Source organism: uncultured Gimesia sp., assembly GCF_963976445.1.
GTDB lineage: Bacteria > Planctomycetota > Planctomycetia > Planctomycetales > Planctomycetaceae > Gimesia.
In genome coordinates this window covers 20,414-34,756 of record NZ_CAXBKP010000022.1, presented here as the reverse complement: position 1 = coordinate 34,756, position 14,343 = coordinate 20,414, and the positions used below count along the sequence as shown (strand labels likewise).

The following is a 14,343-nucleotide window of genomic DNA, read 5'->3' as shown; positions in this document are numbered from 1 at the left end:
AGGTCAATAAAAAAACTCCGACCTCTGTGAAGAGGCCGGAGTTAAGGGGACTAGTTTTGACTCAGTTTAGCGTTGGACTGTATTCATGTTTTTAAGAACATTCAGATAGTCGACGGTGATATTCAAGATTTCATCGTTATAGTAACCTTTCTTGAAAATCTCTTTGTCCGCTTTGTCTTTTTTCTTCTCTTCTTCTTCCTTTTTCTTTGCTTCTTTATCTTTGTCTTTATCGTTCGAAAGTTCTTTTCGACGAGTGGCTTCGACTAGCGAGATCGTTTTCTGATTTTTCTTTTTCAGATATTTGTCGATCTCTGCTTGTGTTTCTTTGAACTCTTTATCTGCACCCACACGTTCTGTGCTTGATTGTTGCAGTCGCTTCAGAATTTGCTGGCTGACCATGCCAACCGGAGCGAATGGTGCAATTTCGGTTTTATCAAACTCCATCGCATCATCCAGGAATGATTCTCCCAAGTCCATGTTGTCGATCAGTGAAGGCAGTACGATGTCTGAACGAACGCCTCTGTTTTGAGTACTGTCACCATTGACGCGATAGAACTGGTTGATGGTCAGTTTCAAAGCACCCAGATCCTGGCCTTTGAGGAAGCTAAACATCTGATTGCTGACAGGCATCACGTTTTGCACGGTGCCTTTACCGTGTGTGGTTGTATCACCGATGATCAGACCACGTTTGTAATCTTTGATGACGCCTGCAAAAATTTCTGAAGCCGAAGCAGACAGACGGTTACAGACGACAACCAGCGGGCCGGTGTAGACCGCACCCGGTTCAACGTCGCTATGAACTTTTCGTTCGCCGTCCGGTTGCTTGACCTGGACGACAGGACCTTCATCAACAAACAATCCGGAGACTTCAATGGCTTCGCTGAGGGCACCACCGCCGTTAAACCGCAGGTCGATGACGACTCCATCAACGCCCCCCTGATCACGGAAGTCGTAGAGAACTTTACGGACATCACGGGCAGTACTTTTGAAGTTTTCGTCGCCCCGTTGCGCTCCGCGGAAATCACGATAGAAGGAAGGAATGCTGATGACACCGATGCGTCCGGTCTTGCCGGGGATGCGTTCACCAGTTTCAATGATCTTGCCTTTGACTTCCGAAGTACTTAATTCAATTTTTTTGCGTGTTAACTTGTAAACTTCAACCGCGCTGTCTTTTTCTTTTTTGACGCGTAATTGAACGATGGTTCCTCGTTTTCCACGAATGTATCGTACTACCTTACTGAGTTTCATTTCGACGACATCGACGAAGTCACCATCTTCCTGGGCTACCGCGATGATTTTGTCATCTGCTTCGAGACGACCATCGGCATCTGCGGCACCGCCGGGAACGATCTCTGCGACAACGGTATAACCGTCTTCAGAACGCAGAGCAGCACCGATTCCGTCCAGGCTGAGTTCCATACTGATACGGAAGTCTTCCAGGGTTTGAGGTGACATGTAACTGGAGTGAGGGTCGAAGCAGTGTGTTAACGAACTCAAGTACATTTCCAGCTTCTCAGACTTCTCAGTCTGCAACATGGTTCGCAAGTTATTGCGGTAACGTTTATGTAACTGCTCACGCGCTTTATCAAGTTCGGTATCTTCCAGAATCAGATTCAGCAAATCGAATTTGACTCGTTTTCTCCAACGTTCATTCATTTCTGATTGATCTTTGGGGGAATCCAAATTTTTGGCATCGACGACGATTGATTCGTCAACGCTGAAGTCATGATCGACGTCAACCAGTTGCTGAGCGTAATCCATTCGTTCCTGGAGTCGTTTCAGGTACAGGTCAAACGCGTTGTAGGCAAAATTGACATCTCCCACAGCCAGCTTGTCATCCAGTTGATTCTTTTCCGCTTCGAAACTGGCAATATCCGATTTGTAAAAATAGAGTTTCTGTGGATCCAGTTGTTTGATGAAGCGTCGCATCAGTTTTTGAGAAACCTCATCATTGATCGGTTTACCGCTAATGTGAAAACGGCTGACCATCGCACAAACTCGTTTTGCTGTGACCGAATCGTTGGCTGAATTAGAGACATTCGCCTGCTGCGCGAAGATGGCTGTTCCCAATAGGAGAAACATGCAAAGGCTAAGAGCAGAGGCTGCTTTTGAGGGAGGATTTAACTTCATAAGTTTCGTCCGTTTATTGGATTGTAATTGATGTAGAGAAACCGTTTGTAGAACCAGCTGTGAGCCGGGAATTCACTCATGTGAGCAGTTTGATATTATAGGATCAGAGAAAACAGAACAAGATGACATTTCCAAGACTCTCAAACCCGATCTACTTGTCAGTTGCCGATTTACCAGCGAGAGAGGGAAAACTACGTGAATTTCCTTATGTCATGACGCCAGTGAAGATTAGTACGTCAATACAGCGTTCTCTGTTGGTCATTATTGCCTGTATTTTGTCTGGATCAGGTTCTAAATGAGAAAAAGTCCGGGCTACGACAGAGCGTTCGTGCTGGATTTCAAGAAGTGCGATTTGGTGATTTGTCTTAAGATACAGCTTGTTAAGAGGTTACGTGAATTTATCAGTCGGGCTGGAGTCATTCACGAGGTTGGAGCAGTTTTGTGATTGCAGCCAGACATTCGTTCCAAAATTCTTTGAACTCTGCAGAATCGACATTGTGCCCGGAAATCAACTGAGCCAGCTGAGGCAAAGTCGCCGGAAAAAAAACGAGTGCCGTGAAGATGAGCATCAGACAGACCGGGTCAAATTCGTCAGAAATCGCGCCTTCTGCCTGAGATTGTTTGAGGCGATTGATATGCTTCTGGTAGTAGTCCTGTCTCCAGGGTTCGTCGATGAGCGGCGCGCCGTTGTTCTGTTGTGCTTCGTTCAAGAGCACGCGCACGTAGTTCTGATCCCGCAAGTTTTCTTCGAAATAAAACTGTAAGATTTCTGTAATGTCGACGGGAATCTTTTCGACATTCTCATTTCGTTCTTCAAGTTTACTTTGCAGGGCTGCCTCAAACAGTCCGTGTTTATCAGTGAAGTAACGGTAAATGAGCGACTTGTTAAAGTTAGCCTGACGAGCGACTGATTCAATCCGGGCACCGTCGACTCCACGTTCCGCAAATTCCTTAATAGCCGCTTTGAGGATCGCTGCCTGGGAATTGACTTCCTTTTTGGGTGGAACCATTTCCGCATCGGTAGTTGTCATTCGATCTCCAATTGATGTGATGAAAGCCGAGTATAGCGACAGCGATTCAGAATGTGAAGAATCCGTTGGTGATGTCCGGTTTGATTGTCTGACCGTTTATGATTTGAACCACAAATTAGTTCAGAATTTTGTTGAATTTGAAAAATGAGCAGGTTATTATTAAGATTAATGTAACGGTAACGTTACCGATTATCCAATCTTTTTAGACGAAAAACCGGTAATTGTGACTCATGTTTATGCATTGATGAGAGGTAATACTCTACAGCTACCGTGATGGCTGGCGGTTCCGCTTCACTTCTTTTTGAACCGCTGGCAATTTTCAAGAGTGAGTTTTGTTGATCAGAGAAGGACTTGCCAAATCAGGTTTGTTCTTACTCAATGTGGTTTTGGCGCGATGTGTGTCCTGATCTCAATACTGATTGATCAAGTTTTGAAATTGGTGCCTCGGGCACTTAACGAATAGTCAATTTCTTATACTTTCTTACACTTCTGGATATGCGAGGAGTAGCGTCATGCCACATCGTAAACCTCTGAAAAGAGGATTCACACTCATTGAGTTGTTAGTGGTCATCGCAATTATTGCGATTCTGATCGCCTTGCTGTTACCCGCAGTCCAGCAGGCACGGGAAGCCGCCCGCAGATCACAGTGCAAAAATAATCTGAAGCAGTTCGGACTGGGAATGCACAATTATCACGGTGCGCATACCACATTTCCACTGGGGGCCAGTCTCAGACCTGGTTCTTCAGGTGGGGGTGATTTTTTTGCGAACGGAATCGTGATGATGCTGCCTTATTTTGATCAGGGCAATTTGGCGAATCTTTATAATTCCAGTGAGCCTTGGGAAGATCAATCTCCTGCGGTGGCTAGAACTGTGATTCCGATGTTTGTTTGTCCTTCCAATGTCGGCTCAAATCCGATTCATGAACCCGCCTTGGACGCTGTGATACCCGCGATGGGAACTTTGGGGATCACGACTTACCTGATGTGTCGTGGATCCAATGTTGCCTGGTGCAGTTCCAGTAACCATCCCAGCAACGTCAAAGGGATGTTTGACCTCAATCGTGGATCCAAGATGCGGGACCTTATCGACGGTTCGAGCAACACGATTGCGATGGGAGAAGGTGCGACCGGACCTCAATTTATGCTTTGTGAGGGGCAGGGTTGTAATACCGCGCCTGCGTCACCAGTGGAAGCAGCGCAAGGCTGGATGGTAGCACAACCTCCTCCATCTGATTTCAAAGCAGGGTTGTTTGGTGGTCCGCGCGCCGGTGTCTTTGGAAGTACCGCCGACCGGATCAATAAAGAGTTCACGACAGAAACAGTGATCGACGTTGGTGATTTTTCAAATTGCACCTTTGGTGCTAGCGCGGATGCCACCAGTAATTTTCGCAGTCAGCACATTGGCGGATGCCATTTCCTGTATGGAGATGGGTCGGTTCACTTTATCAGTGAGAATGTCGATTTAGGCGTTTATCAGGCGCTTTCCACCATTCAGGGAGGCGAAGTCGTCGAGACACCTTAGTCTCGATGAGTGATATTTATCTCGCTGTTTCATGAAGTGGAATGTGATTTTCTACGATGGAGAAAACGATCCTGCATCAGCATGGTGCTTCAATTCCGAATCAGTCTGACCTTGATCAGGCTTTAGACGAACTGACTAAAGCCAACCGAGCGTCGGTTGGCTTTTTAGTCGGGCAGCGGATTCAATTGACGGAGGAATGTCTGCAGAGTCTTTCCGCCGTTGCGAAAGAATGGGTTGATCTTTCCTGCCAGGCAAAACGAATCCCGGAAGCGAGTGCGGTTCGCGCAGAAGAAGTGCTTGCGGGCCCGGTTTCCGTGGCGCGATTTCTGCAAGTCTTATTAATCAGTCTGAAAGCGATTCAGCGTTCTGGCACTCCTCGACTGCCTGCATCTCCGACACTGTCAACTGAGCAACAATGGCGTGTGCCTGTTTTTCCTACCCGTGGGATTTATGACGCGTTGGTCTTCGCCGGGTTGAAGGCGGAGGCCTGGTTAAAGTCGGGTGTGGAATCGGCGTCGTTGTTTGATCTCGCTCATTTGAAAACAGATAGCAGCGAATCAATGCCGCTGACACTGGTGCTGGGAGCGGGCAACGTCTCTGCGATTCCCGCCACCGATGTATTGACGAAAATTTTACAGGATGGAGAACGAGTTTTATTAAAGATGAATCCGGTCAACGCGTATCTGAAGCCGGTATTCGAACAGGCGTTTCAGCCGTTGATTGCTGCTGGGCTACTGCGGATTGTGGAAGGGAATGCGGCCGCTGGCGAATATCTAGTGTCGCATTCTGACATCGATCGGATACATATCACCGGATCGACGCAGACACACGATGCGATTGTCTGGGGGAGTGATCCTGCAGAACGAGAGTCTCGGAAAGCGAAGAACCAGCCTTTGATCAATGTGCCGGTTACGAGTGAGCTGGGAAATGTGTCTCCTTGGATTGTGGTCCCCGGCGCGTATTCGGAAAAACAGCTACAGTTTCAAGCGGAGAACATTGCTGCTTCGATTGTGAATAATGCTTCGTTTAATTGTCTGGCGACCAAAGTGGTCATTACGTCTGCGGACTGGCCTCAGCGAGATCGGTTTCTGGCGATGATTGAGTCTCAGCTGGAGCAGATTCCCAGACGCTTTGCCTACTATCCGGGCGCGGCGGAACGTTGGGAACGGTTTACAGGGGACGTGCCTGAAGATAAAGAGTATCTGCCCTGGAAATTGATTCGCAATGCCGACCCCCGGCAGTCACCGCACTTATTTCAGGAAGAATCATTTGTCTGTGTTTGTGCCGAAACAGCGCTACAGGCTGATTCTGATGTCGATTTTCTCGAACAGGCCGTCGCGTTTGTGAACCAGGAAGTATGGGGCACGCTGTGTGCCACGATAACGGTTCCGGATTCGTTTCAAAAAACAGATCGCAAAACTCTGGATGGTTGCATCTCTCGAATGCAGTATGGCGCGGTGGGAATCAATCACTGGCCTGCTTTGAATTATGCGTTTATGTCAACTCCCTGGGGAGGGGCACCGGGGGCTGATTTAACCAATGTTGCCAGTGGGATTGGAAACGTGCATAACACCTTCTTTCTTTCAGATGTGGAAAAAACGGTGTTGTATGGACCGCTCACGCTATTTCCCAAACCGGTCTGGTTCCCCTCGCATCCGAATCCGGAAGCAGTTGGCTGGGGGTTAATGAAGTTGTATACTCAGCCTTCGCTGATGAATCTTGTCCGCGTGGGGCTTTCAGTCGTCTTCAAATAATTATTTCCATTAAGCAAACTTAGCGCAGGTTTATTCAAGATGCCACAGACAAGTTCATTGGAAATTCTCAAATGCTTCACTATAGCAGTCCTACTTCTGTTTCCCGGTCTTGATATAGGTGGATATTCCAGTGAGGCAGCGGAGTCGAAAGTGCCTAAGCTGGAGCCGGCGACTTATACGTTTTCACCGGGTCCCGATTTTCAATTTAAATTTCAATCTCGTTTGATTCAAGCCATCCCTGGTGATGTGCTTGTATTGGAAGCGGGGAAATATCAGCTACTGTCTGGATTAAATCTGGTGACGGATAACGTCACGATTCGTGGGCAAGGTCATGAGAAAACAGTGCTTTCTTTTAAGGATCAGACGGACGGCAGTTTTGGTTTACTGGCAAGTGGGGATAACCTGGTTCTGGAAGATTTCGCGGTTGAGGATACGAGTCATAACGCCATCAAAGTTTTAGGGGCAGAGAACGTGACCTTTCGGGGCGTGCGTACGGAATGGACGGGAGGACCGAAAACGACGAATGGCGCTTATGGACTTTATCCGGTGCAGTGCAAAAACGTGTTGATCGAAAATTGTATCGCCATCGGCGCAGCCGACGCGGGGATTTATGTCGGTCAGTCGACTGATGTGGTTGTCAGAAATTGTCGCGCCGAATCGAATGTTGCCGGCATTGAGATTGAAAATACCATCAACGCCGACGTTTACGAGAATGTCGTTACGAAGAATACTGGGGGGCTGTTGGTATTTGACCTGCCGGGACTTCCTCAGAAGAATGGACGTCACGTACGTCTGTTTCGCAATCGGATTTTCAAAAACAATACTCCCAATTTTGCGCCCAAAGGGAACATGGTCGCTTCTGTACCCGCTGGTACGGGAGTGCTGGTGATGGCGACCGATGATGTAGAAGTCTTTGAAAATCAAATTGAAGATAACAGAACGTTCAGCATCTCTGTGGTCAGCTTTCTGATCTATGGAAAGAAATTGAAGGATAAACACTATGACCCTTACCCGGAGGGAATTTCGATTCATGATAATCAAATCAAGGGGGGCGGCACCGCACCTGACGGCGAGCTTGGTTTAGTTCTCAAGTCCATGGTCGGCACACCGCTGCCTGCGATCGTGTATGACGGTGTAATCGATCCGAAAAAGCAGGTTGATGGAAAACTTCCGACAGAACAAAGTCTGCGAATGTCAAACAACGGGGATGCGAAGTTCCTGAATGTCGATTTCAGTAATCTGAGTCCCGTCAATATTGCGACGGGCAAATATCGGCCCAGTGCAGAGGTGACCCCGTATGAAGGGACGCTGACGCCACTTAAACCGGTTCAGCTCAAACCACATGGGATTCCAGAACCAACGAAAAACACGACATTACTTGTCTATTACGAAGCCCCCCAAAAGCTATCGGAACTGGGGCTGTTTCAGGGGAATGGTGCCTCGCAGGAACCCGTTGATGGAGTAATCCCCTACGATTTAATTACGACTCTGTTTACCGATTACACAACCAAGTATCGGTTTGTGCGATTGCCTGAGGGGGGACAAGTCAAGTTTAAGTCGGCAGGGGTTCTTGAATTTCCAGTGGGGGCGATGTTGATCAAAACATTTTCCTATCTAAATGATCTGCGGGATCCGTCGCAGGGAGAACGTCTACTGGAAACGCGAGTGGAATTTCTCAAAGAGACAGGCTGGTACGGTTATTCTTACATCTGGAATGAGGAACAAACGGAGGCGGAGTTGAGTCTGGGGGGAGGGGAAGTCGAGGTTTCCTGGGTTCATTCCGATGGAAAACCACGCTCGACGCGTCATCTCGTGCCCAATGCCAATCAATGCATCAGTTGTCATGGTCAGCATGATAAGTATGTGCCCATTGGTCCGACGGCTGCCAACCTGAACCGGCTGTATCACTACGCTCAGGGAGAAGAGAATCAACTGGCATACCTGACGCGCAACGATTTACTGAAAGCGGCTCCCGAACCGGAAGCAATTGAAGTTCTGGCCGATTTTGATGATCCGGATTCAGGAACTCTGGATCAGCGGGTGCGTGCTTATCTGTCGGTCAATTGTGCGCACTGCCACAGTCCCGGTGGAAACGCCCGGACGACGGGACTGGATTTACGTTTGACGCAATCCGATCCAGCCAAAATTGGTGTCTGGAAAACGCCGGTAGCAGCAGGCCGGGGATCAGGCGGACGGAGTTATGATATTGTTCCCGGTGAGCCTGACAAATCGATTTTGATGCATCGCTTGCAATCGCGTGATCTGGCCGCGCGGATGCCGAATATCGGAAACCGAATGATGCATCAGGAAGCGGTCGAACTGATACAGCGGTGGATCCGTGAAATGCAGCAGGATTCTGTTAAGAAGCAGACGCCATAGTTCGTGGTCGTATTCAGCAGCAAGATCCTTTGCTCCCGGTTTAAACTGCAGCTTTGTGCTCGTAGGAGTGGCTGTCTTGAATGATCAACTGATTGCGGCCTTTTTTCTGTGACTTGGCTAAAGCATGTGAACCGCGTTCGAGCACGAGTTCAGCAGAGTCACCAGGAACGCAGGTAAGATATGCGAGGCTGGCGGTCACGACGACTTCCGGGCTGGAGGCTTCGAGACGAAAGTGGTGATGGCGGATGGCGTCGCGAATGGTTTCTGCATTGGCTTGACCTTCACTGAGCGTATAGCTGGGGAACAGGATTGCCAGCGTATCGGATTTCCAGATACAGATGACATCCTCGTCTCTCACTTTATGTAACACCAGTCGCGAGATCGTTTTCATGAACTTGACCGGAGCCATGATCCCAAACCGTTCTTTGAGTTGGTCATGCTGATTCATTTGGACAAGTAGTAAACCGCAGGTCTGTTCGCTCGAAGTACTTCCCAGCAGCATCATTTCCAGGTTGGCTTCAAATGCTGCAGTTTCGGGTAGTTTTAAATGGACGTGTTCCGGTTCAAGGACCCATTGCATCGCCGGGAATTTTTGTTTTTTCTTTTTGTCTGGTTTCGTTTCAATTTTGGCTTGGTTCTGATCCAAATTCTTTCGATCTACCAGCCGCGTGATGAGTTCCAGCAAGTTCGAACGTTTTTTATTCAGTTCGGTCGATTGCTCATTTGTCAGCACCATGCCAGGAAACTTTTCGAGCAGGCTGCAGGCTGACTGAGCGATATCCAATGTTTCTTTGACATGTTGAAAGCAGCCTTGGATATGTTTTTTGGCACGACGGAGATTACGTGCGGGGGCGCTCTTGCCGAAAAAGTAGCCAGTGGTAAAACCGAGGCTAACGGCAATTAATAAGCCCGCTCCGAACAAAATTAGAACTTCATTTGACAGGGATATCATAGATACTAATAGGCTTGTTGTCATGCTTCTCTTCCTGACTGGGAAGGAAATATATCTCTCCCGAAGGGGGATGAAACATTGATTTTTGAAAAGTATTTAGTCAGAACCGACTATTGCGTAGCGCTTTGATCAGCTTCTACATAAATGAAGCTTAGTGCGCAGACGGGAGGTGTGTTTCCTACAAATCAACTTCACAAGGGAATCTCAACCGAAGAATGTATCGATTGTAGTGGTTCTTCCGCGCAGGGGACTGTGGGGACGCTCTTCACAAGATCTGAATACCGGATGAAAGCGGGGGAAATTATTTCCGCTTGCTGGCTTCTGTGGGGCCTGCCTGAACGGGAGCCGGCTTTGGTTCGAGGAAGTGGAGGCTGAGAACGATATCAGTGTCTCGATTGCCCAGTTGTTCGACCAGCTTCTCGTCGACAGTGAAGACAAAGGAAATCTGTTTGCCATTCGGTGCTGTGCAGAGGTAGTAAATCCATTGCACGGGGATTTCGTTTGCTTTGCCGGCAACCGTGACTCGATGGATATATCCACCATCCTCGGGAGAGAGGTTTTCGGCTTTGAGAATCTTGATTAGCTTATCACCCAGAGAGGTGCGAATATCTTGCTGGAACTGTTCTTCGGGAGTGTGTTCTCCCGGTTTGACGGCCGGGATTTTTGAGATGTTGGCTTGAGCGATCAAGCTCCCTTTATCCAGTAATCGCAGGACAGCAACCTGACCGGTTTGATGAAAGACATACCAGTCCCGTGGCAGTAGCAGGCGGACATCCCAGGGAGGCTCAAAGCTCAAAAATTTTGATTCTGGTTTTGTTTCGAGAGGGATGGAAGCGAGTACTTCTTCGGTGAGCGGCCCTGGTGCCGTCGCCAGTTTACGGTCCCATTTGACATGCGCGGTCACTTTCATGCCCGGGCTGACAGAACCGACTGACCGTTTTTCATTCTGGTTCATTTCCAGGTGGCTGATGAAATTCTCATCTAAACGAAACTGAAGTGTTCCGGTAATCGTAATTTCTGTCTGGGCACCAACGGTGGCGCCTTCAATACTCCCTTGAAAGCTGATTACCGCCAGATCGTCTTCGACTGATTCCAGTTTACAGGTCAGTTCCGACTTGAGGACCGCTTCGAGACCTGCCAGAGACTGGATGACCCAGCGATCGGGAGTCCACGCTTCGCCGACTTCGACGTCGGATTGTGGCAGCAGCGCGATCACAGGCAAGCTGTCTCCCGGTGAGTTCAGCAATTCCAGTTCGGATGGCATCAGGGGACTCGTGGGAGAATGCAAAGAAAGACCTTCGGTTTTGCCTTCCGCGACGATCATGCGATGCTTGTCTCTTCCGCGGGCAAATGTTTTTTGTCCCTGCACATCAATGTTAGCCGTCGCCGATTCATAGTATCGTAGAGAACGGAGCGCTTCGGCATCACGTCCGGTTCCGGGCAGTCTGCGTTCCAGGTATTGAAGTTTGCCTTCTACATTCAAAGTGAGTGATCTGGCTTTACCTGATTTAATTGCTGTCTCGAGTTGGCCTTCCACGTTGATTGTGGAGTCCACGTTAAAGGTGCGTGAGTCTTGGACTGGTTCTTTGAATTCATAGGTTTCCGCATCAGCTGATTTCAGATCTGAAATCAGATTGATCGCCAACAGCGAAATGATGAAACAGAAAATCCGTGAAGGAATCGCAGCACTCAATGAAAACATTCGGAAGGCTCCGTAAATCAAGCGTCCATACTGATTGGAGAATGCAAGAAGGAAATTTATTCGTTTACCGCCACTTTGGTCTGCTGAGCCATTTCGCGTGATGTTGCCAGGATTCCAGCTACATCCAGCCCCAGGTCGCCCAGTAATTCGCTTCGGTTACCATGTTCAATATATCGGTCTGGAATCCCAAGTCGTTTAAGATGGCTTGTATTCAGACCAGCCTCGTTGGCAGATTCCAGAACGGCGGAACCAAAACCGCCGCAGAGTGTACCTTCTTCAATGGTAATCACAAAGCCCGATTCCTGAATCGCCCGATGAATGACCTCGGTGTCGATTGGTTTAGCAAATCGGGCGTTGATCACGCCGACATCCAGGCCCTCTTCTCGCAGTTGTTCGGCGGCCTGGATACAATTCGTGAATAAAGAGCCAAATGCGATGAGCATGCCATCTTTGCCCCAAACATAGACTTCCGATTTACCCAGTTCCACGGGGGCTACCTTGCGTTCGACAGAATCCGCGGGTGCTTTGGGATAGCGAATCGCCGTTGGGCCATCATGGTTCAGAGAAAATTCGAGCATCGACTCGACATCTCGGGCATCTCCCGGAGACATCAAAGCAATATTCGGGAAGCAGCGCATATAGGTATTGTCAAACGCACCGTGATGCGTGGGGCCATCCTCACCGGCGATTCCGGCCCGGTCCATGCAGAAGGTGACAGGCAGGTTTTGTAGTGAAACTTCCTGGAAAATATGGTCGAAACTGCGTTGCAGGAAGGTACTATAGATATCGACAATCGGTCGCAGCCCCGCTTTTGCCATTCCCCCGGCGAATGCGACGGCGTGTGCTTCACAGATGCCGGTATCAAAAAAGCGATCCGGGAATCCATCACGAATTTTGCCCAGTTTGTTACCGGCACACATGGCGGCGGTCAGGACCACGACCCGCTCATTGTCGGTCATGGCCTGGAAGATCGAGCTGCTGACTACATCGGTGAATCCTTTGGAAGTGCTGCCGCCCGGTTTTTCGATGGGTACAATTTCGTTTTCTTCGTTCCGCTGGAAGGGGGCCGGCGCGTGGAAGGAGACCGGGTCATTGGTAGCCGGTTCGAAGCCGTGCCCTTTTTCTGTCAATACATGCAGCAGTACAGGGCCTTTGATGTTTTTGATCATCTCCAGATAGCCGGACAGCTCTTCAATATTATGTCCGTCGACGGGGCCGATATAGCGGAAGCCCATTTCCTCAAACAGCATCCCGCCATGCAGGAAGCCTTTGACGGCCTCTTTGAAACTGCCTAGCGTGTGTTCCATCGATTCGCCGACGACAGGAACTTTATTTAACAACCAGGAAACGTCCCGTTTTAAACCGTTATAGAAGGGAGCGATGCGGGCTTTGTCGAGATATTTCGCCAGACCTCCAACGCGGGGACAAATTCCCATTTTGTTATCGTTGAGGATGACGAGAACATCTTTATTCAGGCCGGCTGCATTGTTCATGGCCTCGAAGACAACGCCTGACGGAAGTGCGCCATCACCGATGACGGCGACTGATTTGCGGCTGGTTTCGCCAGTCAGGTCATCGCCGGCTTTCAAACCTAGAACTGTAGAGACACTGGCTCCTGCATGGCCTGTCATAAACAGGTCGTAGTCGCTTTCTTCCGGATTTGGATAACCCATCAATCCCCCTTTGCGGCGGATCGTGGAAATTTTGGAGTAGCGGCCTGTGAGTAATTTGTGGGGATAGATTTGATGCCCGGTATCCCAGATGAGCCGATCTTTTGAAAAGTCGTAGGCGAGATGCAGGGCAATACAGAGTTCGACGACGCCGAGATTACTTGCAAAGTGTGCCGAGCGGTCTTCGACGACCGTACACAAAACTTCACGAATTTCTGCAGCCAGGGTTTCGAGATCACCCCCGGATAAAGTTTGCAACTCAAGCGGTGACTTGATCCGTGGTAGAATTTCGATTTTCATCAGTGGTCTCGTTCCAATATAAAATGGGCCAGTTCTTCCAATCTTTGGCCGTGGCTCCCTAATGGGGCGATCGAGAGGCACGCTTCGTCAATCAAATTTTTAGCGCGTCTGCGACTTTCTTCAACGCCAATCAGGGAGGGGTAGGTTAATTTACCGTGTTCGGCATCTTTTCGCACGCCTTTTCCCATTTTTTCTTCATCACCGGTTAAATCAAGCAGGTCATCGGTAATTTGAAATGCCAATCCTATGCAAGTGCCGTATCTTTCCAGTTTTTCCAGGGTTACAGCATCTGCACCTGCAATCCGGGCACCCATTGTGAGGGCACTGCAAATTAATCGACCGGTTTTACGACGGTGAATTGCTTCGAGTTCTTCCAAAGTTGAATTTTGGCGATGTTCTGATTCAAGGTCGGCGACTTGTCCGCCCACCATGCCGACGGCGCCAGCGGCATTGGCTAGATCAACACAACATTCAGCAGCACAAGACTTTACTGCAATTTGTTCAGCCATGATTTCAAAGGCGCGCGTTAAGAGGGCGTCTCCTGCCAAAATCGCGTTGGCTTCCCCGAATTTGATATGGCTGGTGGGCATGCCTCTACGGAGTTCGTCATCATCCATGGCTGGTAAATCGTCGTGGATCAGGGAGTATGTGTGCACCATTTCAATGGCGCAGGCGGCGGGGATCGCGGTTTCCTTCTCTCCGCCACAGGCTTCACAACTGAGCAGAACTAGAATCGGACGCAGCCGTTTTCCCCCCGCAGAGAGGCTATAGGACATTGCTTCTCTGAGAATCGGAGGGCAGTCTGCTGAGTGATCGAGGGCGTCGGGAAGGTGACGATTGATCAGATCCTGAAATTCGCTCCAGGTTTCCTTAAAGGAAAGAGAATTCTCACTCATTCAATC

Annotated in this window: 9 protein-coding genes; 3 read left to right on the top strand and 6 right to left on the bottom strand. The window is 49.1% G+C overall.

The genetic code is table 11. From position 1 onward, the window contains the following. Positions 1-66: 66 nt before the first annotated feature. Together AAC022_RS20305 and AAC022_RS20300 are read right to left on the bottom strand one after the other, a co-directional pair. A complete protein-coding gene (locus AAC022_RS20305; protein ID WP_339733922.1) occupies positions 67-2,130 on the bottom strand; it encodes a carboxy terminal-processing peptidase in 2,064 nt (687 codons plus the stop codon). Between the two features lie 416 nt (positions 2,131-2,546). Continuing rightward, entirely contained in the window at positions 2,547-3,161 is a 615-nt protein-coding gene (locus tag AAC022_RS20300; RefSeq protein WP_339733920.1) for a TetR/AcrR family transcriptional regulator, read from the bottom strand. A 512-nt stretch (positions 3,162-3,673) separates the two neighbouring features. Here AAC022_RS20300 and AAC022_RS20295 point away from each other — a divergent pair. The 3 genes from AAC022_RS20295 to AAC022_RS20285 are packed head-to-tail and all read left to right on the top strand — an operon-like array spanning position 3,674 to position 8,817. Beyond that, complete coding sequence (locus AAC022_RS20295; RefSeq protein WP_339733918.1) at positions 3,674-4,684, top strand: DUF1559 domain-containing protein; 1,011 nt, start codon at positions 3,674-3,676, stop codon at positions 4,682-4,684. A gap of 56 nt (positions 4,685-4,740) precedes the next feature. Continuing rightward, positions 4,741-6,438: an aldehyde dehydrogenase family protein gene (locus tag AAC022_RS20290; protein ID WP_339733916.1), complete on the top strand. Its 1,698-nt coding sequence runs from the start codon at positions 4,741-4,743 to the stop codon at positions 6,436-6,438. Positions 6,439-6,477: 39 nt separating this feature from the next. Next, positions 6,478-8,817 (top strand): parallel beta-helix domain-containing protein, encoded by a 2,340-nt coding sequence (locus AAC022_RS20285; RefSeq protein ID WP_339733914.1) that lies wholly within the window; start codon positions 6,478-6,480, stop codon positions 8,815-8,817. Between the two features lie 40 nt (positions 8,818-8,857). Here AAC022_RS20285 and AAC022_RS20280 read toward each other — a convergent pair whose 3' ends face one another. The 4 genes from AAC022_RS20280 to AAC022_RS20265 all read right to left on the bottom strand — a co-directional run bounded on the left by AAC022_RS20280 (position 8,858) and on the right by AAC022_RS20265 (position 14,337). Next, entirely contained in the window at positions 8,858-9,793 is a 936-nt protein-coding gene (locus AAC022_RS20280) for a diguanylate cyclase (RefSeq protein WP_339733912.1), read from the bottom strand. Positions 9,794-10,070: 277 nt separating this feature from the next. Next, entirely contained in the window at positions 10,071-11,471 is a 1,401-nt protein-coding gene (locus AAC022_RS20275) for a hypothetical protein (protein ID WP_339733911.1), read from the bottom strand. A 56-nt stretch (positions 11,472-11,527) separates the two neighbouring features. Continuing rightward, complete coding sequence (dxs, locus tag AAC022_RS20270) at positions 11,528-13,441, bottom strand: 1-deoxy-D-xylulose-5-phosphate synthase (protein ID WP_339733910.1); 1,914 nt, start codon at positions 13,439-13,441, stop codon at positions 11,528-11,530. Then, positions 13,441-14,337, bottom strand: coding sequence for a polyprenyl synthetase family protein (locus AAC022_RS20265; protein ID WP_339733908.1), 897 nt, complete (start codon positions 14,335-14,337; stop codon positions 13,441-13,443). Before AAC022_RS20265 ends, dxs begins: the two co-directional genes overlap by 1 nt. Positions 14,338-14,343 lie beyond the last annotated feature (6 nt).

Coding starts and splice junctions, on each gene's coding strand:
- AAC022_RS20300 (WP_339733920.1), bottom strand. CDS start 3,161: ATGACAACTACCGATGCGGAAATGGTTCCACCCAAAAAGGAAGTCAAT.
- AAC022_RS20265 (WP_339733908.1), bottom strand. CDS start 14,337: ATGAGTGAGAATTCTCTTTCCTTTAAGGAAACCTGGAGCGAATTTCAG.
- AAC022_RS20275 (WP_339733911.1), bottom strand. CDS start 11,471: ATGTTTTCATTGAGTGCTGCGATTCCTTCACGGATTTTCTGTTTCATC.
- AAC022_RS20305 (WP_339733922.1), bottom strand. CDS start 2,130: ATGAAGTTAAATCCTCCCTCAAAAGCAGCCTCTGCTCTTAGCCTTTGC.
- dxs (WP_339733910.1), bottom strand. CDS start 13,441: ATGAAAATCGAAATTCTACCACGGATCAAGTCACCGCTTGAGTTGCAA.
- AAC022_RS20285 (WP_339733914.1), top strand. CDS start 6,478: ATGCCACAGACAAGTTCATTGGAAATTCTCAAATGCTTCACTATAGCA.
- AAC022_RS20290 (WP_339733916.1), top strand. CDS start 4,741: ATGGAGAAAACGATCCTGCATCAGCATGGTGCTTCAATTCCGAATCAG.
- AAC022_RS20295 (WP_339733918.1), top strand. CDS start 3,674: ATGCCACATCGTAAACCTCTGAAAAGAGGATTCACACTCATTGAGTTG.
- AAC022_RS20280 (WP_339733912.1), bottom strand. CDS start 9,793: ATGACAACAAGCCTATTAGTATCTATGATATCCCTGTCAAATGAAGTT.